Raw genomic sequence first — 21947 nt, 5'->3', positions numbered from 1 at the left:
GCAAGTTGTCGAGGCGTTTTGCTGCATTTCACGCTATCGACGACGATACTATGCGCAAGACTCCTGCCACCATGCTATCGCCGATCCAGGTGAAGGTCAGGACCTCCAGCGCGAGGATTACCGATACGGTTACGGGTGTAGAGATGCGCGACGCAACTGCGAAGCCGATAAGAACGCTGAATGTGTCGGACAGCGAGTTGACGATACTGTCGCCGGAATAGGCGAGCTGGGTGCCCTCGGTGCCGAAAAGTCCGATGACGAAGGGCAGGTTCTCGCACATTTCCCACAACACGCTGCTCATCACGGCGTAGGCTGCCCGTCTGGCAAGAGTGAAATGCGGTCGCACGGCCGTGAGCCACAGGAAGAGACCGCAGCCGAATGCGAAATGGAGGAGAGAATACGGGTCAAAGAACTGTTGCGAGTTCTGGGCCGGATCCATTCCCGCCCAGAGCCTGATCGACCCGCAGGCACAGAACCAGTCTCGTCCGAGCGAAAGCAACCAGATGATCTGCGAACATATGAGCAGGAAAGAGATCGTGAAATGGCGACTCGAGCGCGAGACAACATCGTTACTGATATGCATTCCACTTTCCTAATCCGCCACGCACCCACGCGATAACCGACAAACCGTTTCCTCTTCGAATGTCTCGCGCGACGACGCTCGCTTATCCAAACGCGCCGTTTCATAAAGACGAAGAGATCTGATTGTCGTCAGAACGTCGTCCGTCAACCGTACCGTGCTACGAAAGCCGTAACGATCACTGGCCATCTTCGGGATGCGATCAGTTCTTCATGACCCAAGCGCGAGCTCTCGATTTGAATTCGAACGAAACTACGCAGCCTCAAACTAGCGAGAGATGAAATGGTTCGCCTTATCTTGACCTTTGATGGCCGTTATCAATCCGATGCCGGGCTGTTAGATCTGGCTGCTCGTGTTAGACGGTAACGACGGAAGGAGTGCGATTTGATGGGAAGTCCTGCTGCTCTCGAGGTCCGTGATCTCAGTGCCTGCTACGGCGATCGCGAAATCCTCCGTCGGATCAACATTCGCATCGAGCGAGGAGAGATATTCGGTCTGTTCGGCCAGAACGGCGCGGGCAAGACGACGCTGATACGTGCCATTTGCGGTCGGCTGAAGCCGCGTGCGGGAACGATCGCGATCGGCGGTCAGGCAATACGGGCCGGCGTCTCCCGGCAGATCGGACTTGTCCCGCAGGAAATCGCGCTCTATCCGCACCTGACGATCCTGGAAAACCTGCAGGTCTTCGGACGGCTGTCCGGTCTGAGTGCTGCCGCGACGAAAGACGCGATCGGCGAAGTCATCAAACACACAGCTTTGACGGACCGTCTTCGTGAGCGGGTCGAAGTCCTGTCCGGGGGATGGAAGCGCCGCGTCAATATCGCCGCTTCAATCCTGCATCGCCCTGCTCTTCTCATTCTGGATGAGCCGATGGTCGGCGTCGATATCGAGGCTCGCATCACTTTGCAAAACGTCATTCTCAAGCTTCGCGACAGCGGCGTCGGGATACTGCTGATCACCCACGATCTGCAGCAGGCAGAAACTCTCTGCACGCAGGTTGGCTTTCTGCATAAGGGCGTTATCGGTCCGCAGGGAGCTCCGCGCGCCCTCCTCGATCTGGCGTTTGACGGACAGCACGAGATCATCATCGAGACGCAACTGCCGGTCTCGGCGACGGATGAGGCAGTCTTGCGCGGGCGCGGATTTTCTGCCGTTGAGGGAGGCCAGTGCTGGAGCGTAATCAGCAACAAGCCGCTTCACGAGATCACCGAACATCTCGAACAATCCGGCATGGCGACGAAGGAGATCCGGTTCCGCAAGCCCGGCCTCGACAGCCTGTTCCTCCGCCTAGCAGACCAGCCAGGAACCGGGTTTGAGGGCCCTCGCCCATGATCCTTGCCATGCTTCGTGTGATGACGCTAGGGCTTTTGCGCGACCGGGGAGCGCTGGTTCTTGCATTCGTGCTGCCCCCGGCGATCTTCGTGATCTTCGCCTCCATATTTTCGGCAACGACGAGCGACAAGCTAGATCTGAAGGTTGCGGTCGCGCAGCTTTCATCCACCCAAGCGTCGCAGCGTCTGGAGAAGGCGCTCCGTCAGGAACGGACATTCGAGGTCATCGGCCCCGTGCGCTCAAACCGGGCTGAGGTCGAGAGCCTTGTCAAACAGGGCGCTGCGGATGTCGGACTTGTCATCCGCGCGGAGATCGATGACACCGGGGCCGCACCTTTCGAAGTTCTGGTCGAACCGTCGAAGCTGATGGCCGGCAGTATCGTCTCCGGTCGTGTCCAGGAACTGGTGGCGCGTCAGCTACCCGATCTCCTCCTTTCGCGGACCGCCATCACGTTCCAGAGCGTTGTCGGCACATTCACGCCGGAGCAGTCCGCAAGGCTGGCAGCCGCGATCGAAGCCGGTGCGCGGGTAAGCGAGCCGCCGGCTGCCACCAACGCGCCCGGCCTTGTCGCGACGGCGTCCGTCGGTTCGTCCGATAGCTCCGGGGCAACGGTGACCTATTATGCGGGCGCCGTCGCCATTCTGTTTCTGCTGTTTGCGTCTCTGCAAAGTGCTGCGACCCTGATTGAGGAGCGAAACTCCGGTATTATCGATCGTATTGCGGTCGGCCCGGGCGGTAGCGCGGTGGTCGTGCTAGGCAAACTCCTGTTCCTGACGATCCAGGGCGTCATCCAGGTCGGCCTCATCTTCATCGTTGCGCAGCTGGTCTATGAGGTCGACGTGACCAGGCGGCTAGATCTGTGGCTGCTGATCACCGTTGCCGCGGCACTGGGTGCGTCCGGGCTGGCTCTGGCGGTTGCAACGGCGTGCACGACGAAACAGCAGGCGCAGACCGTTTCCACCTTCGTCGTGCTCATCTGTTCGGCCGTCGGCGGCTCCATGGTACCGCGCTTCATGATGCCCGAATTCCTGCAGTCGATCGGTCGCTTCACGCCAAACACTTGGGCGATCGAAGCCTATTACGGTGTGTTCTGGAGACACGAGACCTTGTCGGATGTCATTCCGGAGATAGTTTCACTCGTGGCAATGGCTGTGGTCGGCACGGCTTCCGCTCTGATCGTTTCGCGACGAAGGCTGAGGTTCTGATGGATGGAGCGATGAGGACCAACGAGAGATCAAGACAAGGCGACCGACGGGACGTCGCGACAGGACTGTTGCTGGCAGGCCTCATCGTCGCCGCTTGGATGACGATCCATGTCACTGCGATCTTCCTGATCGACTGGACGGTGCCCGGCCGCATCTTCGCTGCACCTTTTGTGATCGCCGTCCAATGCTGGCTGAGCGTCGGCCTTTTCATCGTTGCGCACGACACGATGCATGGCTCGATGCTCCCGCAATATCCGGCCATCAACCGCGCAATCGGTCGCTTCTGCGTCTTCATCTACGCGGGATTTTCATACGAAAAGCTGCACGAAAACCATCACGCCCACCACCGCAACGCAGGCACGGCAGACGATCCCGATTTCGACACCGAACACTCGGCGCAATTCTGGCCGTGGTACCTCAAATTCTTCCAGTATTATTTCGGTTGGCGTGAGTTCGCGACACTGACGGTTGCCGTGGTCCTCTACCTCGTAATCCTGCAGGAACGCTTCCCGACGATGTTGATTTTCTGGGCGCTGCCTGCCATCCTGTCGTCAGTCCAGCTCTTCTATTTCGGTACGTATCGGCCTCACCGCGTCGACGACATCCCGTTTGCGGACAAGCATCGTGCGAGAAGCAACGAATTTTCGCCGCTTCTGTCGCTTTTGACCTGCTTCCACTTTGGCTATCATCATGAACATCATGATGCGCCCTGGGTGCCATGGTGGAAGCTGCCGGCCCATCGCGCGCTCGTAACGCAGCATGAGCAGGACTGAGGTCGCTTTTGGAGAATCTTATGAACTATCTGGTCCCGGCTGCGCTGGTCATCGGAACCGTCGTCTTCATGGAATGGTTTGCCGCATGGTCACATAAGCACATCATGCACGGCTGGGGATGGCGGTGGCACAAGTCCCACCACGAGCCCCATGACCACGCGTTGGAAAAGAACGATCTCTACGCCGTCATTTTTGCCGTCATCTCGGTCGCCATGTTCTTCATCGGCAACTGGTACTGGCCGCTATGGTGGATCGCGGTCGGCGTTTCCGTCTACGGCGTTCTGTATTTCTTCATGCATGACGGTTTGGTTCATCAGCGCTGGCCGTTTCGCTACATTCCGCGCAAGGGTTACCTGAAGCGCGTCTATCAGGCGCACCGGCTTCATCATGCGGTCGAAGGTCGCGATGGTTGCGTATCCTTCGGCTTCGTCTACGCGAAGACCGCGGACACGCTCGTCAAGGAGTTGCAGGAAAACAAGCAGAAGTTAAGCCCGCCACCGGCCGGAGGTGAGGACAAGCGCGACGTCCGGGCATAATCACGGACGTTGCCAGAGCCCCTGCCGGGGAACCTCCTGCATACGAAGGCGCGAGCGCGCCACGTCTCCAAGCGCGACGCTCAACAGCGCGGCCTTCTCGGCCTTCGTCGTCGAGACGCGTTTGTCCCAGGCGTTCGGACCTGCTGTCCGGAGCTTGGTGCCGATCGCCCGGTAGACGCGACGCGCGGTCGCGATTGCCCAAGCCGAGCGCGGCGGGAGTGAAGCCAGTCCCTGATAGGCCGACTGGTAGTAGGCTTCCGCAAGGTCGAGAAGTTCGACGGCTGCCGCATGGAGATGTGCGCGTTGCGCGCTATCGTCAAGATCGATCTCGCTGATGCCGTGCCGGGCAAGAACATCCGCCGGCACATAGCACCGCCCCGCCCGCGCATCCTCCACCACGTCGCGGGCGATATTGGTCAGCTGAAACGCGATGCCGAGGTCGCAGGCTCTATCGAGCACACGGGGGTCGCGAACCCCCATGATCATCGCCATCATCACGCCGACGACCCCTGCCACATGGTAGCAATAGTCGAGCGTGTCTTCGATAGTGGCGTAGCTGCGGTCCACCACGTCCATCTGGAAACCGGTAAGCAGCTCTTCGGGATGGCGGGCCGGAATCTGGTGGCGATCAACCACCCGACGGAGAGCCTCGAAGACCGGCTCATTCGTCTGACCGCCGCGCAAAGCTGCCGCGGTCTGCTGCCGCAGAAGCCCTAGCCGATTCTGCTGGCCGTCGCGGAAGTCGTCGGCTTGGTCATGCCCCAACGTCTGCCCGTCGATCACATCGTCACAGTAGCGGCACCACGCATATAGCATCACCGCATCGTCACGCGTCCTGCGATCGAACAGCCGCGCGGCTGTGGCGAAACTCTGCGATCCTTGGGCAATGGATTGCTCGCTGCTTGTGATAACGGCATCGCTCACTTTAGCGCATCCTCGATCATCAATCCGGCAGTTGCCTTCGCGGATCCGACCACGCCCGGAATGCCAGCGCCGGGGTGTGTGCCCGCTCCGACCACGTAAAGGTTGGAGAAACTGTCGTCGCGGTTATGAGGCCTGAACCAGGCACTTTGCGTCAGGATGGGTTCGACGGAGAAGGCCGATCCGTGATGGGCGTTGAGCTCGTCGCGGAAATCGAAGGGTGTGAAGTGCCGGACGGTCACCAGGTCTTTGAGGAGATTGGGAATATAGCGGTCGTTCAGATACTGGAGGATCCGGTCGCGATATTTCGGACCCTCGAAGCTCCAGTCGATATCAGCGGTGCCGAGATGCGGCACGGGCGACAGCACGTAATAAGCGCTCGATCCCGGAGGAGCGAGACTGTCATCGGTCACGGAAGGCGAGTGCAGGTAGAGCGAAAAGTCTTCTGCCAGGCCGTCCGTTGCAAAGATTTCCGAGATGAGTTCTTTGTACCTGTTACCGAACAGGACCATGTGATGCTTGAGTTCGGGATGCTCGGTCTTCAGGCCGAAGTAGACGACGAAAAGCGACATGGAGTAGCTTTTCTTCTCCAGCGCGCGACCGTTTGCCCGGCCACGGTTCGTATCGCGAAGCATATGCTTGTAGGTGTGCACGACATCGGCATTCGACGCGATCTGGTCGAAGCTCCGGCTGGTGCCATCCTTCAAGGTGACGCCGGAGACCTTGTTGTCCCGAGCCTCGATGCGGTCGATTTCGGCATTGAGCTGGATCGTCCCGCCAAGCCTTTCGAAGTGCTTGACCATGCCGGCAATCAGCGCGCCGGTTCCGCCCTTGGCAAACCACACACCGCCCTTGCGTTCGAGCGCATGGATGAGGCCGTAGATCGAAGAGGTGCGGAAGGGATTGCCGCCAACCAGCAGGGAGTGGAAGCTGAAGGCCTGGCGCAGTTGATCGTCCTTGATGAACTGGCTGACCTTGGAATAGACGCTGCGATGGCTTTCCAGCCGTATCAGTTGCGGCGCAACCTTCGCCATCGACCAGAAGTTCAAAAACGGCACCGTTCCGAGCTTTTCGTAGCCCTCCCGGTAGAGGTCTTCAGAATAGGCAAGGAAGCGCCGGTAACCCTCGACATCCTCAGGCGATTTTGCAGCGATCTGCCGATCGATCTCCACCTGATCGTCGGCATAGTCGAAGCGGTAGCCGTCTTCCCAGCACAATTGGTAAAATGGCGACACCGGAAGAAGGGTCACATCGTCGGATAGCCGCCGTCCGGAAAGGGCCCACAGCTGTTCGAGACAGTCCGGATCCGTGATGACGGTCGGGCCTGCATCGAAGGTGAAGCCGTCATCGGTGTAGACATAGGCGCGGCCACCCGGCTTGTCGCGCTTCTCATAGACGACCGTCTGGATGCCGGCGCTCTGAAGCCGGATGGCGAGCGCGAGCCCGCCGAAGCCTGCACCGATCACCGCTGCTGTTTTCTTGCTTCCACTCATGAGGATCCGTTCTCGAACAACTTGGCCTCGCTCAAACATGCGAGCGCCCTATGGATGGGGACCGGAGGCTTTCCGGTAAGAATGCGCAGAATATCGGTCATCGTTGTCCGTCCGGCATAAAACCGTTCGATCAGTGGCGTCGGTAGCTTGTAGAAACGTTCGAGCACGAGATGGCGCCGATCAGGCTCCGCGGCAAGGAACAGCATTCTGTTCAGCAGGCGGTAGAAACCCTGCTTCTTGTGTTGGCGGGCGGCATGTCCGCGGATCGCACGGGCCAGAGCGGCGCTGCCGATGGGCCAGTTCTCGCCGATCAGATCAGCGCCGTGGACCGCATCCGGCAAGCTGTAACCAGTGGTCGGATGGAACAGGCCGGCGCGTAGACCAGCATGGGGGATATCCGCCGGCAATTCCGACCAGAAGCGCTCGAAATCATGCGCAAGCACGATCGGCAGAACGCCATTCTCGCGGCGGACGACCTGCGTGATATCCCAACCCTGGCGGGTGGCATAGGTGTGGATATCCTCTGATATCACCGCATCGTCGAGATCGGCGCCTTCCGAGTAGCGTGTGTCTTCGATCAGCACGCGCGTCGGCGACATTGGAAGCAGGTAGACGAATCGGTAGCCGTCGAGCTGGTCGACCGTTGCGTCCATGATGACCGGATGCGGCAAGCCGTGAGGCTCCGAAAGCTCCACTTCGAGGCCGACGAACTTCTGGTAGCCGAGCACCATCGACGCGCTTGGTCGATAGCCACGGCAATCGATGACACATGACGCGGCCTGCGTACTGCCATTGGCGAACGTGACCTGAGCAGCCGAAAGCGCAGTAACCTCGGTGTTCTTACTGAGCGACACATTTGGCAGACGTTCGATGGCTTCGCTGACGGATGCCGATGTCAGTGAAGCATATCCGGACGGAAGGTGGCGCGCATAGCTGCCGAACCGCACCGATTGTCCGTCCCATTCGTGGGCGATCAGGGGCGCTATCCAGGCAAGGCTGGAGGGTTGCAGATCCGCTGTGTGGAAGGACCAGGTATGCTCGCCGAAGGGCGTGTCCGTGGCTTCGAGAATGACGATCGGTGGCGCATCACGGACAGTCGAGAGCCGTTGCCCGATGACTGCGCTGGCAAGACCTGCCCCGACGAGCACGATGGGCAGCGACAGATCGTGCGACCCGCTCTCCATCCGCTCGCTATTGCCGGCACGAGCGAGGTCGCGCCCCGCAGTGGCGGCGGTTTCAGTCTTCGCTGGCGTTGTCGCTTCAGATGCTACAGGATCGACCATCAGGGGTAGGATGTAGCTTCAAGCCTCGCGATCCTGAGATCTGCGAGATTGGACGAGCCTGTACAGAAACACGCGACCCTCAGCTGCGCCGACATGACCTCGAAGTGATCTGCGACTGCCTCGGGTGACGAAGTTGCCGAACGAAGCACCGACGCGGCCTGGCCGACGATATTTGCTCCCATCCGGATGGCCTTCGCCGCGTCGACGCCGTTGCGCACGCCGCCTGAACCGATGATAAAGATGTCCGGGAGGGACAACCGGATCGCCGAAATCGCATATGCCGTCGGCTGTCCCCAGTCGACGAAAGCCGATGCGATGGCGGCCTCGGAAGCGGTCGTCGCACGCTGTGCTTCGACAGCTGCCCAGCTCGTACCCCCCGCTCCCGCAACGTCGATGATGCCGACTCCGAGCGATGCCAGTTTCTGAGCAACCATCGGCGAGACCGCCGAGCCGACTTCCTTGACGACCAGAGGCACGTGCAGCGATTGGCTGAGCAGACCGATCTTCTCCGTCAGCCCGCGCCAGTTGCGATCGCCTTCCGGCTGGACTGCTTCCTGCAATGGGTTCAGGTGAATGATCAGCGCGTCCGCATCGATCATCTCGATCGCGCGGCGCGCCTGATCGATGCCGTAGCCGGTGTTGAGCTGCGCTGCGCCGATATTCGCCAGAATCGGGACGGAGGGCGCCAGGCGACGCAACTCGCGATTCATCCCCCAGTCCGAATTCGTCTCGATAGCTACGCGCTGCGATCCAACCGCGAAAGCGATCCCAGCGGCTTCGCAGGCGATAGCGATATTGTGATTGATTTCCTGAGCCTGTTGTGCACCACCGGTCATCGAGCTGACGAGAAAAGGACCCGAGAGTTTCCTCCCTAGAAATTCCGTCGTCAAATCAATAGCTGACATATCAATTTCAGGTAGTGCAACATGCTCGAAGCGAACCCTTTCGAAACCTGTTCCAACACCTGTCGAAGAACCATGCCCGCTAAGAACTATATCTAAATGCTGTTTTTTTCGTTCCGCGAGCATAGGGGCCTTTCATCCAGCGGTGTGTGCTACAGATATGTTCGAGCAACCGGTAAGCCGGAACTGAAAACGTTATATAGGGTAGGCTTGCTGAATGTCCGGCACACAGGCTCAAAAATCGACAACTTTTGATGCGGCTAGCAAGCAGACGATAGACACGAAGTGGCTGCAGGCTTTTGTCGGCGATGAGCTTCTCGGAAAGACGATCAGCGAGCTGCGCTCGAGAATCGAGAACAGGCTGCAATCTCTCCTCGAAACCGATGAGTACGCGCCGCCGAACCTGCTATCAGCTATGAGCCACGCGCTGCTCGGCGGCGGGAAACGGTTCAGGCCGCTGATCTTCGTGATGACAGTTAATCGTGATGACTGCCTTAATGCCGCAATCGACATCGGCTGCGCGGTTGAAATGGTGCACACCGCATCCTTGATCCTCGACGACCTGCCCTGCATGGACGACGCGGAGCTCAGGAGACAGAAACCCACAACCCACAAGGCATTCGGTCAGGCGACGGCTATTCTCGCGGCCATATCGCTGTTGACGCTGGGCATCCGCATTCTTTCGACTGTCGAAGGCGTGCCGGATCATGTCCGCGTGCGGATGGCGGCGGTGCTGAGCCATGCTGTTGGGCACACAGGTCTTGCGGCGGGCCAAGAAATCGATCTCAGGGGTGTCAGCGGTACGTCGCTGGACGTCGAGCAGAAGAACTGGTTGAAGACCGGAAAGCTCTTCGCAGCTATGGCGGATATGGCCTCGGTCCTTTCGCAACGGCCCGTCCAGGAGGAGACGGCGCTGACGGAATTCGCCTTCCACGTTGGCTCTGCCTTTCAGGCGCTAGATGATCTGATGGACGCGATCGCTGGAACAAGCGTTCTTGGCAAAGACAGTGGCAAGGACACGGACCGCGATACCTTGGTGAACGAGAAAGGAGAGGCTGCCACACGGCGATCCTACATCGACCACCTTCAAGCAGCGAACCTTGCTCTGCCTCACTGCGGCGTCGAGGTGGAGCCGATAAGATTCATGTTACGCTCTATCCACTGGCTTGTACCGAATGAAGCTAAGGCTCGCGCCGGTATCGAGCCGGTGGTGAATGGCGATTGAGCGGTGACACCAATCTTTCGACGAGAACTGAGCTGCGACCACTTGATATGAAGTCCCGTAAACTATGCCAGAACGTGGACTAGTCATCGCTACGATGGCTAGCAGCTCAGTGGGCGCAGAGCCAAACCAATCTTGCGACTTATGCAAGCATCACAAGGGATCCTGCGACAATGACGCAGCACATGGAGGCTGCCCATAAGACTGCCGCCACAAGCACGTCCCCAAAATTGTGAATGCCTGAAATCAGCTCCTTCCCTGTCATTTTGTCTGCATGGTAGGGGGAAGAACGACACCGGCGACGTTGTACTTTATCCTCGCCTACTGCGCCGTCGTTGATTGAACACATAGATCGCTCCATACCTTTCGTTGGGTGATTTCTCCAACACTCAGAGTGATTGATGCGTGTGATCACTTGGTGCAATCTTGCCCAAACTTCCTGCCGCGATGCAGGTTCCGACAGATTTCCTCCGCGTAACGTAGACAACCCTCAAAACCCGTAAGCGCGAGATCGATCTGACGCCGCTCGTTGTAGTGCTCATCCCTTCAGAGATAACCTGCAGCTGAAAGGTGCCATCGAACATTGTCGAGGAATAGCCCGCCTGTTGCTCGGTAATCACGAAGTCGAACGGCACTCAAGCGCTCTCAACGCTCGGGGCAACGAGATGGAGTTTGTGGAGATCGCGCGCTTGTAATGTCCGCACAGCCGACGCAACAGCAGGGCCGTCCAGATATGATCCCACTTTCATCGGAGAGGATCCGAGGCGCTCATCCTCGGCTTCGTCAGGCGGCGGTCTGAACAGTCGAGCTCAGCACCTTCAATGCATTGTCGAAGGTCCGCGGCGTGCCACGAGCTCCGCCACCTAGCTGCCATTCTTACGCGATCCTCGCAGTTCCGCTTTTTTGCCAAGCCGCACGGTGGTTCAAATCAATGCCGTTACTGGTCAATTGCTGATTGGCCACTAGATCAGAAGACATAGACGTCATTCGTGCAGGCGTATCTGGCGGGGAGAAAAATCATGCTGCGTTCAAGCCTTTTATCGGCTACATCGATCCTTGTTGCACTAAGCGGCTCATGCGCTATTGCGCAAACTGCCGGCGAGCCGATCGTCAACAGGGATACTCCGACACCCGAATGTAGCGCTCGGGTGAACGTCGACCGCAACGGCGAGCTTCCAGGCTATGTAGCTGACTGGGACGGGAAAAAAGTATGCGTCCCCTTCACGCCCACAAACCAGCTTCTACCGCTCGGCGTCTCGCCTGACGATTTCTATATCAAAGATTTCTCTGACGCTCGCGTTCGCGAAAAGTGGGTGGCCTGCAAAACCGATCCGGCTTGTGCCGAAAAAACGCTTGCCGCAGCGAAAGGTTTTGCCAAGTTCGAGCCACGCGATACGGGAAAGGTCGATAAGAAAGACGCGATTGACTTCGACGGCATGGTCGATCTTGCGAGTGTTCGTCGACCGTCCTATTTCGGACATGCACCTTACAGCGAAGCCATCGCCCATGCGGACAAGCGAACCAGCATTGTCGAATTCACTGTGCCGCGCGATAGCTATGAACAACGACATCTAAAGTTCACTGGCGACATCAAGCTGCGTGGCTGGTATATTAGGGCTGACGGCGTGACCGCCGATGATGGCCAGAAGATCCGCGGCCTTGTTATCATGAACAATGGCGGCGGCAGCGAATTTACCGCGATCGACAATACGAAGACCGCGCCATTTACCGTCGACGTGACAACCGGAGACTACAGCCCTGCCAAGAGCGACGAGCTAACCGAGGAGCCGGGCATTCGTCATTGGCGCAGCTTTCTATCAGATTTGAACATCGCAGGTTTTGACGTCCTCATCACCGATCGCCGCGGAAACGGGATATCTGGTGGTCGAAACGGTTTCAACAGTGCCGAGCAGGCCAACGACATGTTCCGAGAACTGGAGCAGCTCGAAACCGGCGCTGGTTTGCGGGTGCTTGGGCCAGATGGCAAGCTCTCACAAGGCGGCGAAGCGGCGAAGATTTTGCGTGATGGCGCATCTTTTCGCGAAATACCCGTTGTTGTTGGCGGCTACTCGCGCGGCTCCTACGCCACTCAGTGGTTCATGCACAAGAATTTTGTCGAAAATTGCAACTATGACGTCGCGGAACCCAACTGCGCCAAGCCTGTCGGCCTTTCCAACGTCAAGGGTGCCATTCTCTACGGCCCCAATTCGGCAGGTCTAGGCTTTCGCTTAGCCGGGCATGATGCCGTCGAAGGCGCGCTCCGCGTTGACTTCAACACCACCTACTATGTCGACTCGGTGGTGCCGGCGAACGTGGACAAATGGCCGGGGCTGCAGATTATCAAAGGCACCTGGGACTACGTCGAGGGCTTGGAAGGATCGCTGGACACCTATAAGCGTGCGAAGGGACTGAAAGATATCAGCGTCTTTCTTGGGCCCCATATCCTGCAAACGCAGAATCCGGAAAACATGAAGTTCGCAGGACAAAGGATGGTAGCCTTCGCAACTGCCGCAGTGCTCGGGAAGAAGGAAGTCGAAGGAGCAAAAAACCCGAAGGACCTCAAGGAACTGGTGACCTCTGCCCCCCATGTTTGGGAGCTCTCAACAGCCATCGCTGCGGAGAAGTGAGGAAATCGGAAGGTGGTGACAGCACTCACTAAATGCGGAGTATTCCTCCCTTCTTCGACTCGACTCAGTGCTAAAACCTCTTGGCGCAAGCAGAATTACAGAATGGCGTAATCTGCTGCCTTTCTCCAAAGGCAATGCGGATATGCCTGTGGCCAAAATCCCCGGTAGGAAGATCGACTGACGGAACGATGCAGAAAGGACTTCAATGTTCAGAATTGGGTTAAACCAGTCCCGGCGCTCGAGCGAAAAGTTCTCTGAACCGATGTGGCCCCTATTCTTCGAACTGCATCCCGCCCGTGGCTAATCAGGCCACATCGAGAGGCCTGACACACGACCGATAGAATTCCTCGTTCGCAGACAGCCGTCAAAAATATCTTATTGGGAAACCGGGGGCATCCACACACGCGCCGCTGCGATCCGTTCCACAGACTTAGAAGCTTCGCTTCGCGAGGTCGATCGCGAGGATATGCACCTGTGTCATCTGCCTTTCCTCCGTGAGCGCCACCATGGCGCTGGGCAGGCATCATACTCCGATGCCGGCCGGAGGGGGATCCATCCCATCAGTTCAGAGCATGTCGGGAGCAGGTACCAATTACTGCCGACATGCTCGCTGAGCTACTGGTATTGCGGCACCAGAGGCAGCACGAATATGAGTGATTCTGATTAAAGAAGCATTGTGGATGGGGAGCCCCCAATTTCGGGGAAGCAGGCGAAGGGCAAGTCAGGATGGCCCTTGACCTGGCCTTCTGCCTATTAGGAAGATCGCAACTTATAGGGAACGAAGCTCAATGCGGTCACGATAGCTATGACAGCGTTTCACATCCGATCAATAACTATTGTCCTAGCAAAAACAGCCAATCACCAGGAGAAACCATCGTAGCCGCCGTCTCCAACGTGATGCTGATGATCATTGACCGAACAAGAAGGCAAAGGCTGTGATCTGGTCACCATTCAGCGCAGATCGTAGGTCGAGAAGACGATCACGAGTTCTTGGGTGATCTCAGAACGACAGCGCCACCCTCTCGTAGTTGCTTGGCGACGACTGCAGCGACGTCGTCCGAGACGCTGGCTTAGAGGAGACTTGATTGTTCGGGATTATTTGAAGGATCTGCATCTTCTTCGTAGGCAGTCCGAAACTCAGCAATTAACTCTTCTATAGCGTCCAAGCTCTCAGGCATCTCCCAACCTTGCTGCTGTACTCGCTCGATAAAATCCTGAAGAGCGAGCTTGAGTGCGTCTTTGCAGTCAGCACCTCTGTTTGGATACTGGCCGTCCTGGCGAGGTTGGCTAATCGTCATTGCGCTGCTCCTGTCATGACAATCAAGTAGGCGGGTGACGGTATCGTTCCGCTGAAAACTATATCGTCCTGCCCGTACAGAGAAACACCACTGCTGCCCCCTCGCTTTTCTGAGATTTTTAGCTGTTTACGCTTTCAAATGGGCGAGGCTTGTGGAGCTCCATCGTTTTTCGTCCGACCGTTCCAGGGCGAGCTTGCTGGATTCGATCTCGAACATGTCACCCGGTCGTTGCGAGAAGGATAGAAGCGTGGACGAAAGTTCTTTTCATGACAGATACTCCTGTTGCGGACTGTCGAACAAACCACCGCTCCGCCGGCGAGTTCCGGCGTCGGGAACAATCTCATCTTCCTATGGTTTTCAGCGCATGCAGGGAGAGTGTGATGATAGCCAATGACGTTTTGAACGAGGATGTTTCGGATTTCGCGACCCGGCTTGAAGCTATGACAAGCGACGAGGTTTTTGCCGCTATGAGCTTGCTGGAAAAGCATAGCGAGGACAATGCCAGTGATCGGGAAGAAACCCTCTCCCGAATAACGCTCGTGGAAGAAGAAATCGAACGACGCTTCCCCGGACAAATGCTGACGCCCTACCGTGACTGGAAAAAGACCAGCCTTTGACGTCGTGATCCCCTCGTGCAGGCAACGACAAACGAAACAGCCTACTGATCTCAAATGGACGAAGAGCAGCAATCGATTTTACGGACCCTCGGAGTCGCAAACAATTTTGAGGTGCCGGTTGAGGTTCGGCGTGGCGTCGATTTTCTTCGCGATTACCTATGCCAGGCCTCGTGCAGGAAGTTCGTTCTCGGAATAAGCAGCGGCGTAGACTCGCTCGCCGCCGGTCTTCTTGCGCAAGCCGCAGTTTCGGAACTCTGGGCTGATGGTTACAACACCCAGTTCATTGCGGTGCGATTTCCGTATGGTGAGCAGGCAGACGAAATAGACGCCCAGAAGTCTCTTGGAGTGATTGGCCCTGATCGTGTGGTCACGGTAGAAATCAAGCCTGCAGCTGATACCATGGTCGAAGCTGTGATGGCACAGGGAGAGGATCTAGTAGAGCCTGCTCGCAAGCACTTTCACGTGGGAAACATCAAAGCGCGCCAGCGAATGATCAAGGTACCCACTGCGGATCTTGAATCGGATGCGCCTCTGCGTCCCGATGAGGAGGTCTATGGTGTCAGCTACGAGGACATCGACAATTTCCCGGAGGGCAAGCCAGTCGCCGAACCCACGGCAGCGTATTCTCAAAACCTTTCGGACGAGCGGACATAGACGCGCCTTGCCGGTGATGCCGACCGACAGGATTGGAGGGGGAGTGGCCTAGTGCTTACAGGGAGGCGCTGTCACTGATGGCGGTTCGTATCCGGAGAGATGATGATGAAAGACAATCGTTGGGTCCACTTATGCATTGATATGCAGCGTATGTTCGCTGCGGATACGCCGTGGCATGTTCCATGGATGCGAGACGTTTCCCCACAGGTCCAGGAAGTTGCGCGCCGCCATCCGCAGCGGACGGTGTTCACGCGCTTCGTGCCGCCTAAGCGGGCACAGGACATGCCCGGGATGTGGCGCAGCTACTACGAGAAATGGGATAACATGACCTTAGATCGCCTGGGCCAGGACATGGTCGATCTCGTTCCGTCATTAAAGGCCTTGGTTCCGCCAGCGCGGATCTTTGACAAAATGACCTATTCCCCATGGACCACCGGTGAGCTTCACCGCGTCCTTGCTGGGGAGGGTATTGAGACACTCGCAATTTCAGGCGGGGAAACGGACGTTTGTGTCCTCGCTGCGGCCCTTGGAGCAATCGACCTTGGCTATCGCGTCATCCTACTGAAGGATGCCGTCTGCAGTGGCGCGGATGAAACGCATGACGCTTCGCTCGAACTGTTGGGTGATCGCTTCTCGGTACAATTGGAAATTTCGTCAACGGAAGAGTTTCTCAGCCGGGTCTGAACGAATGTCGGCATCTCCAGGACGTCTTCAGGTTTTTCAAGGCCGAAGGAGAATACGCGGATCTCCTTACACTGCCTTTGATCGATTAGGCCCTTTCCTTCTGCGGCCGCATTCGTCGATATGGTTGACTGAAATACCGACAATGGTTTCTGAACTAATATCAGTGATACGCTTCCGAGGCCTCAGCTTCCAGTTTCGGAATGCGGAGAAGCTACGGGCTTCGATTCCGGCGAGCCGGGGAAGCGGAGAAATATGGAGAGCACGACGAGTACGGCCGTCGATAGAAATTCCGACTGCCAGTTCTGAAGGGATTCAAACCAGAACTGTGCACTTGCCAAATGCTGTGTCACGGACTGCGCCGCCTGACCGTGCATCGCCGCTTCTGCGTTTTCAGCCGCTGTACTGTAGCGAAGGTGGAGTAGGAAGCCGGTGACGAACAAAAGAGCGAGGGCGATGCCCAGTGAGTACGAGTACAGCGTCCTGAATAGTCCACCTGCTCGTACTGGCCAAGGAGCGCACGATCGGCGGCCTTCAAGGCAGCGTCCCCGCCCCGGGACGCGGTCTCATCCGGATCTTTCGATTCCGCGGATCCGCGCTGGAACAGGATCGCAGTCAGCGTCACGTAAGCAGACATCTGAAGGAACTCGCTCTCCCAGTTCTCAAATATGGCTGAAAGGAAATGACCGGAGGCGGCGTAGTCCGAAAGCGAAAGCGCCGTACCGCCGAGTTGCACTATCTCTTCGTTGTGAACAGACCATCCCGTGACCATTCCCGCGATCGTGACAATGGTCAGCGCCGACAGGACGATCGTCAGCCCGTTGTCTCTCAATATTTGCATTGCCCAGGCTTCCACTTATCTGAACCTCAATCCTCGAAGACTATAGCGAAGCTCGACATTTTGGCACATTCCATAAATGTACGGTTCCGGACGAAACTGTTTGATGAGGAACAATAACGTTTCACGATCCTTGGATTCTGACAGCCGTGTGGTTCTCCGCCCGATGATCGCAGAAGGGCTGTCACCATATGCGACAGCCTTTCGCCTCACCATCGGAACCAGAGGGCTCCGGGAATATCGCTTCATGTATCGAAAGGTGTCGACATTAAACCCGAGAATGAACCCAGTCTGGATAGGCTGAGAGATCCACCGGAAGTACGACGAAGGAAGGGAATGCTGGGCAGAGGCTTTGTCGTTGGCGTAGGTATCTACGTCCTCGGGGCCTTCAGCCTCTACATTGCTATCGTTGCCTATGGATTGCTGAGTTCTTCGTAAATGCCGAAAGGACTAACTATGACAGAGCCGAAAGACGTCACTGAAGAAGCCGACAAGACGCTGATCGAGCATGGCCATCAACGGTTTAAAGAAAGCGTTGACACCTCCCGGACGCCGCAACAAGAGCGCCGCGAAGCCGGAAATCAACATAATAGTCCAGCCGGATACGGGACTACCAAGTAGCGGAACCGGATGTCACAAAGTGGAAATCAAGGTCCCAACTGGTGGTTTGCTTGGGTCGGTCATGAAAACACTAACACTGGCATGGCCCGGTTTCTGGCACTGCCAGTGGCCTACATCATCGTGCTTGGAACCCTGTTCTGGGTCATCTGGCCATCGTAATTACACAGCTATCATGAGCGCGATAGAATTCGGGCGATTTGAGGATCGCTCCGGAAACTTTGCGAAAACTCTCCTCATTTTGTGAGCAAGTAAGCAAACGTAGCGCCTGACAGCAAAATTTCCTTCTGCCAGCCGCCCGGGTGACTAATACAGGCCGATGAAGCTTCCGTGAAACAAGGCCGTCTCCTTGCAGTCAGATGATGTAGCCGTCGGCGGCGTCCGGGAACTGTGCGGTAACGTACCCGACGGAACAAAGCCAAACCTGATAGGTTCACGGATTCCAAGAGCAATATGGAGAAGGGTATATGCGTGTCGTCCCAACACTATTTCATGGAATCGTCGACTACCTTGTCGGCCTCTTGGTGATCGCTCTCCCGTTTGTCCTCGATCTTACAGGTGGTCCCCGTGTGGTGCTTATCATCCTCGGCGCAGCGGTCATCCTCTATAGCTTCCTGACTGACTATGAGCTCGGTGCTGTGCGGTTCCTGCGGATTCGTTTCCACCTCCTGCTCGATGCCGTCTTCGGCATTTCGATGCTGATTTCGCCGTGGCTGTTTGACGTCCCCGCCGCTCGCCGCTGGCCGATCTACTTCATTGGCGCTCTCGCTCTCGTCTTGACGATGATTACGCAGACCCGCGCGGCAGGGACCGCAGCGACAGATAAAACACTCAGCTAAATCAAGGAGAAATTCGATGAAGGCATTATGCTGGCATGGCAAAGGTGACATCCGCTGCGACAGCGTTCCGGATCCGATTATCGAAGATGGGCGTGACGTCATTATCAAGATGACCGCTTGCGCAATCTGCGGCTCGGATTTGCATCTTATGGACGGCTACATTCCTTTCATGGAAAAAGGTGATGTGCTCGGCCACGAGTTCATGGGCGAGGTCGTCGAGGTTGGGCGTGACAACAAGAAACTCAAGGTTGGCGACCGCGTCGTGGTGCCCTTCACCATCTCCTGCGGTGAATGCAAGCAGTGCCTCAAGGGCAACTGGTCGGTCTGCGAGCGCACCAATCGCACTGCCGATAATGCGACCAAGGCGTTCGGTTACCCGACCGCGGGCCTCTTCGGATATTCGCACCTGACCGGTGCCTATGCCGGCGGCCAGGCAGAATATGTACGAGTTCCCTATGCCGACGTCTCGCCGATCATCATCCCCAATGGCATGACCGACGAGCAGGCTCTGTTCCTTGGCGACATTTTCCCGACTGGATGGATGGCAGCAGCCAACTGCGAGATCGAACCGGCAGACATCGTCGCCGTCTGGGGCTGTGGTCCCGTCGGACAGTTCTGTATCAAGAGCGCGCTAATGCAGGGTGCCGCTCGTGTTATTGCTATCGACAACGTTCCCGAGCGTTTGGCATTGGCTCAGGTCGCAGGCGCCGAGGTCATCAACTTCGACGAGGTCGATCACAATATCCTGGACATTCTCAAAGACATGACCGGCGGCGACGGTGCGGACAAGTGCATTGACGCGGTCGGTGCGGAGTCCCACGCAACAGCATCTTTCGATGCGATCGTGGATAAGGTGAAAGCAGCGACACTGCTCGGGACGGACCGGCCCCACGTTCTGCGTACCGCGATCATGGCTTGCCGCCCAGGGGGAATTGTATCCGTCCCTGGTGTCTATGGCGGCTTCCTCGATAAGATCCCCTTTGGTGCTGCGATGAACAAGGGCCTGACGATCCGGACCGGCCAAACCCACGTCAACCGCTATTCGCTTGATCTGCTTCGCCGCATCGAGGAAGGCGAGATCGACCCTAGCTTTATCATAACCCATCGGGCGAAGCTTGAAGATGGTCCTGCGCTCTATGAGACGTTCAGGGACAAGAAGGACAACTGCATTAAAGTCGTGCTGACAGCGTAAGATTGATGGACGCTGATGCCGGAGCCCTCGAGGAAGCGCGTCGCCGCTTCGAAGCACGTATGGCCGCGATTAAGCAAGACCGCCCCGTCGAGCCGGCATCAACATCGAATTGATTGACGATGACAACCGAGATCATAGGCAGAAGTTGTAGTAATCATGGGATCGCCACGGGGGCTCGGGCAAGCTGCCGCTGACGCCTTCGCCCGCGCCGGCGCCGGGATCGGAATTGCCTACTGTAATACGGCCGCACTTCAGGCTTGTCGAAAAGACGTGCCGCGGTTTAGGTGCCGGTGTCCTCGTCGTGCCCACTGATGCTACCAATGCCAACGAGCTAGCGGCTTTGAGCTTGGGTGCAATATACGTCTGTGTCAGCAATGCCGGAGCTTAGCCGTCGGCGATCTACGCCTGTCTAGGTGGTCCTCGCCAATCCCATCTGTCATGTGAACGATGGTTAGCCAACCTGCCGCTTTTCCAAGAGCACCCGCCTGTCTTCGCAAACTCCCTTCGCGTGCCATCGCAGGACAGCGAGCGCGCAGTTTCGGTCACTCGTCACTAGGATACTGGCTGTTTTTCAGGAGCCTCGCGAGATGAGCCGCGTTCTTCACCAGCGTCGAAACCATTGACGTCACCACGTCGGGCGTCTGTTCCAGATCGACGAAATTGGTCGAACCCATAGCCTCGCCAACCCAATAGGCCAGCGCGTTTGCGGGAATGGTGAAGCCGAGATCGTTGAGGGCTTGGTAGATTTGCGAGGAGACGTGATGAGCCCCGTCCTCGTTCCCGACCACGGCAACCCCTGCTACTTTTCCGTAGGACACCATCCTGCCCTCATCGTCCGTCTCTTCAAGAAACGCGTCCATTCGCTCAAGAGCCCGTTTTGCGACGCTTCCCGGCTGCCCCAACCATATCGGCGTCCCGACGATTAGGATGTCGGCGGCGAGGATCTTCGCACGGATGGCCGGCCACTCGTCTCCGTCGCCTTCGTCCGATGAGACCCCGGGCTTGATAACGTGGTCGGCGAGCCAGATCGTTTCGGTGCTAGCGCCCTGTTTCATAAACTCTTCGCTGATCAGATGAAGAAGTCTTCCGGTGGAAGACTGTTCGGACGATGATGACCTTTTGAGGGTCCCGTTCAGGGCTACTACCATGAGTGACATGTCGCCTCCGTACTAAGTGAGTGAACACCTGGAGCCTGCGGCACTCAGGCCTGAGCAGAGAAAAATCGAACCAGAATCTTTTCCTTTTGTTCCGTCGAGATGTGAAAGTCCGGCACCCGGCAGCCCGGACCCCTCCAGACAGCGACTGCCATTGTTGCAAGTACCAAAATTCAGCGGACCAATGTCTGGATGCGACCGAGATCATTTCTGATTGTTGTCGCGGCAACTCCGGCCTGTCCCATGGCGTGGCTGATCTGATCCAGACCGACCACAACATCGCCTGCTGCGTACAACCCAGCAATATCTGTGCGCTGATGACTGTCGACGGTGATGCAGCCTTCCGGCGACAGCATGGCCCCCACCCCGGCTGCAAGCTCGGACCGGATTTCGGAGCCGAGCGCCGGATAAATGCTATCGAAGGATTATATGGCGTCAGATGTCGCAATCGATATCGCGTCGACACCGACGTTGTATTCGAGGGGACCAGCGATGACTGTAATGCCCAGTTCATGCATGAGCGTCTGTTCGCTGGCCGACAGCCCATGATCGGCGTCCGGTGACAACAGCGTTATGTCGGCAGTGTAACTTCGAAGGAAAACAGCCTCGTTGCAGGCTTTCGACCCCGTGCCGATAACGGCGACCCGCTTGTCCGTGACCTCGAAACCATCACACACGGGGCAATAGCGTATCAAGCCGCGATTGAGTGCCCCATCATGATCTTCCTTGGACATGTCGGGGTCCCGATTGGTCACCCCTGTCGCAAGCAATATGGTTCGGGCTTCCAGGGTCCCATCAGGCGAGGAGACGACAAAGTCCCCACTTTCTCCGGACAGGGCCGTCACGCGAGTGCTTCGAATATCAGTTCCATATTGGACGGCCTGCCGTCGCATCCGATCAAGCAGGTCGCGTCCATTGATCCCCCCGGGAAAGCCGGCGTGATTATGAGACACAGGAATGCTCGCTGCTCGACTGGTCCCGTCGTCGAAGACCGCTACGGAGAGATGCAACCGGGCGAGATAGATCGCAGCCGTCAACCCGGCCGGTCCACCACCGATGATGACGCAGTCTCGACGTGGCATGTTCGTCAATTGTAACACCTTGATTGAAGGAAGCCCAAATTCCGTTCAGGTCTCAAGTACTATTGAGAACCTCGGCGCGGCATCGGGTTGCTGCGAGCGA

18 protein-coding genes and 3 pseudogenes are annotated in these 21947 nt (G+C 57.4%); 12 read left to right on the top strand and 9 right to left on the bottom strand.

From position 1 onward, the window contains the following. Nucleotides 1–28: 28 nt before the first annotated feature. Nucleotides 29–583: a DUF2585 family protein gene (locus tag AC0JZ8_RS01690; RefSeq protein WP_471891469.1), complete on the bottom strand. Its 555-nt coding sequence runs from the start codon at nt 581–583 to the stop codon at nt 29–31. A gap of 384 nt (nt 584–967) precedes the next feature. Between AC0JZ8_RS01690 and AC0JZ8_RS01685 the strand changes: the two genes are divergently transcribed. From AC0JZ8_RS01685 to AC0JZ8_RS01670, 4 genes are read left to right on the top strand one after another with little or no spacing between them, the layout of a single operon-like run. Next, the gene (locus AC0JZ8_RS01685) at nt 968–1912 is read left to right on the top strand and encodes an ABC transporter ATP-binding protein (protein ID WP_113165889.1); all 945 of its coding nucleotides are present in this window, start codon (nt 968–970) and stop codon (nt 1910–1912) included. Next, a complete protein-coding gene (locus tag AC0JZ8_RS01680; RefSeq protein WP_113165890.1) occupies nt 1909–3117 on the top strand; it encodes an ABC transporter permease in 1209 nt (402 codons plus the stop codon). The genes AC0JZ8_RS01685 and AC0JZ8_RS01680 overlap by 4 nt, the downstream gene beginning before the upstream one ends. Before the next feature lie 11 nt (nt 3118–3128). Then, entirely contained in the window at nt 3129–3890 is a 762-nt protein-coding gene (locus AC0JZ8_RS01675) for a fatty acid desaturase (protein WP_113165961.1), read from the top strand. Nucleotides 3891–3910: 20 nt separating this feature from the next. After that, nucleotides 3911–4426 carry a sterol desaturase family protein gene (locus AC0JZ8_RS01670; protein ID WP_113112029.1) on the top strand — a complete coding sequence of 172 codons (516 nt, stop codon included), beginning with the start codon at nt 3911–3913 and terminating at the stop codon, nt 4424–4426. Here AC0JZ8_RS01670 and AC0JZ8_RS01665 read toward each other — a convergent pair whose 3' ends face one another. The 4 genes from AC0JZ8_RS01665 to fni are packed head-to-tail and all read right to left on the bottom strand — an operon-like array spanning nt 4427 to nt 9151. Further along, nucleotides 4427–5350, bottom strand: a complete 924-nt coding sequence (locus AC0JZ8_RS01665; RefSeq protein WP_471891468.1) for a phytoene/squalene synthase family protein — start codon at nt 5348–5350, stop codon at nt 4427–4429. Next, a complete protein-coding gene (locus tag AC0JZ8_RS01660) occupies nt 5347–6840 on the bottom strand; it encodes a phytoene desaturase (RefSeq protein ID WP_113165892.1) in 1494 nt (497 codons plus the stop codon). Before AC0JZ8_RS01660 ends, AC0JZ8_RS01665 begins: the two co-directional genes overlap by 4 nt. Next, nucleotides 6837–8123 carry a lycopene beta-cyclase CrtY gene (gene crtY, locus AC0JZ8_RS01655; RefSeq protein ID WP_471891467.1) on the bottom strand — a complete coding sequence of 429 codons (1287 nt, stop codon included), beginning with the start codon at nt 8121–8123 and terminating at the stop codon, nt 6837–6839. The genes AC0JZ8_RS01660 and crtY overlap by 4 nt, the downstream gene beginning before the upstream one ends. Beyond that, nucleotides 8123–9151, bottom strand: a complete 1029-nt coding sequence (fni, locus tag AC0JZ8_RS01650; RefSeq protein ID WP_113165893.1) for a type 2 isopentenyl-diphosphate Delta-isomerase — start codon at nt 9149–9151, stop codon at nt 8123–8125. The genes crtY and fni overlap by 1 nt, the downstream gene beginning before the upstream one ends. Before the next feature lie 91 nt (nt 9152–9242). Between fni and AC0JZ8_RS01645 the strand changes: the two genes are divergently transcribed. Continuing rightward, the gene (locus AC0JZ8_RS01645; RefSeq protein ID WP_113165894.1) at nt 9243–10250 is read left to right on the top strand and encodes a polyprenyl synthetase family protein; all 1008 of its coding nucleotides are present in this window, start codon (nt 9243–9245) and stop codon (nt 10248–10250) included. Nucleotides 10251–11266: 1016 nt separating this feature from the next. Further along, on the top strand, nt 11267–12874 hold the full coding sequence (locus tag AC0JZ8_RS01640; protein ID WP_471891466.1) for a hypothetical protein: 1608 nt from the start codon (nt 11267–11269) through the stop codon (nt 12872–12874). A 1070-nt stretch (nt 12875–13944) separates the two neighbouring features. On the opposite strand, the gene AC0JZ8_RS01635 is transcribed toward AC0JZ8_RS01640, so the two are convergent. Continuing rightward, nucleotides 13945–14172, bottom strand: coding sequence for a hypothetical protein (locus AC0JZ8_RS01635; protein ID WP_113165895.1), 228 nt, complete (start codon nt 14170–14172; stop codon nt 13945–13947). A 380-nt stretch (nt 14173–14552) separates the two neighbouring features. Between AC0JZ8_RS01635 and AC0JZ8_RS01630 the strand changes: the two genes are divergently transcribed. From AC0JZ8_RS01630 to AC0JZ8_RS01620, 3 genes and pseudogenes are all read left to right on the top strand, one after another. After that, nucleotides 14553–14789 (top strand): hypothetical protein, encoded by a 237-nt coding sequence (locus tag AC0JZ8_RS01630; RefSeq protein ID WP_113165964.1) that lies wholly within the window; start codon nt 14553–14555, stop codon nt 14787–14789. 54 nt (nt 14790–14843) lie between these two features. Next, a pseudogene (locus AC0JZ8_RS01625) lies at nt 14844–15495 on the top strand (adenine nucleotide alpha hydrolase family protein). A 53-nt stretch (nt 15496–15548) separates the two neighbouring features. Then, nucleotides 15549–16127 (top strand): cysteine hydrolase family protein, encoded by a 579-nt coding sequence (locus tag AC0JZ8_RS01620; RefSeq protein ID WP_471891499.1) that lies wholly within the window; start codon nt 15549–15551, stop codon nt 16125–16127. Between the two features lie 182 nt (nt 16128–16309). On the opposite strand, the pseudogene AC0JZ8_RS01615 reads toward AC0JZ8_RS01620, so the two are convergent. After that, nucleotides 16310–16965, bottom strand: a pseudogene (locus AC0JZ8_RS01615) (DUF6766 family protein). 453 nt (nt 16966–17418) lie between these two features. Between AC0JZ8_RS01615 and AC0JZ8_RS01610 the strand changes: the two are divergent. The 3 genes from AC0JZ8_RS01610 (at nt 17419) to AC0JZ8_RS01600 (ending at nt 19611) form a co-directional block, all read left to right on the top strand. Beyond that, nucleotides 17419–17583 carry a hypothetical protein gene (locus AC0JZ8_RS01610; RefSeq protein ID WP_162734820.1) on the top strand — a complete coding sequence of 55 codons (165 nt, stop codon included), beginning with the start codon at nt 17419–17421 and terminating at the stop codon, nt 17581–17583. A 464-nt stretch (nt 17584–18047) separates the two neighbouring features. Beyond that, nucleotides 18048–18419: an SPW repeat domain-containing protein gene (locus tag AC0JZ8_RS01605; protein ID WP_471891465.1), complete on the top strand. Its 372-nt coding sequence runs from the start codon at nt 18048–18050 to the stop codon at nt 18417–18419. A gap of 16 nt (nt 18420–18435) precedes the next feature. After that, complete coding sequence (locus AC0JZ8_RS01600; protein ID WP_471891464.1) at nt 18436–19611, top strand: zinc-dependent alcohol dehydrogenase; 1176 nt, start codon at nt 18436–18438, stop codon at nt 19609–19611. 542 nt (nt 19612–20153) lie between these two features. Here the strand turns inward: AC0JZ8_RS01600 and AC0JZ8_RS01595 are convergent. Together AC0JZ8_RS01595 and AC0JZ8_RS01590 are read right to left on the bottom strand one after the other, a co-directional pair. Continuing rightward, nucleotides 20154–20768 carry a flavodoxin family protein gene (locus tag AC0JZ8_RS01595; protein WP_113165898.1) on the bottom strand — a complete coding sequence of 205 codons (615 nt, stop codon included), beginning with the start codon at nt 20766–20768 and terminating at the stop codon, nt 20154–20156. Between the two features lie 170 nt (nt 20769–20938). Beyond that, nucleotides 20939–21847: pseudogene (locus tag AC0JZ8_RS01590) on the bottom strand (NAD(P)/FAD-dependent oxidoreductase). Nucleotides 21848–21947 lie beyond the last annotated feature (100 nt).

Source organism: Velazquezella soli, from assembly GCF_977018685.1.
The sequence above is the reverse complement of the archived record's forward strand: the minus strand, read 5'-3'. Positions and strand labels throughout refer to the sequence as shown.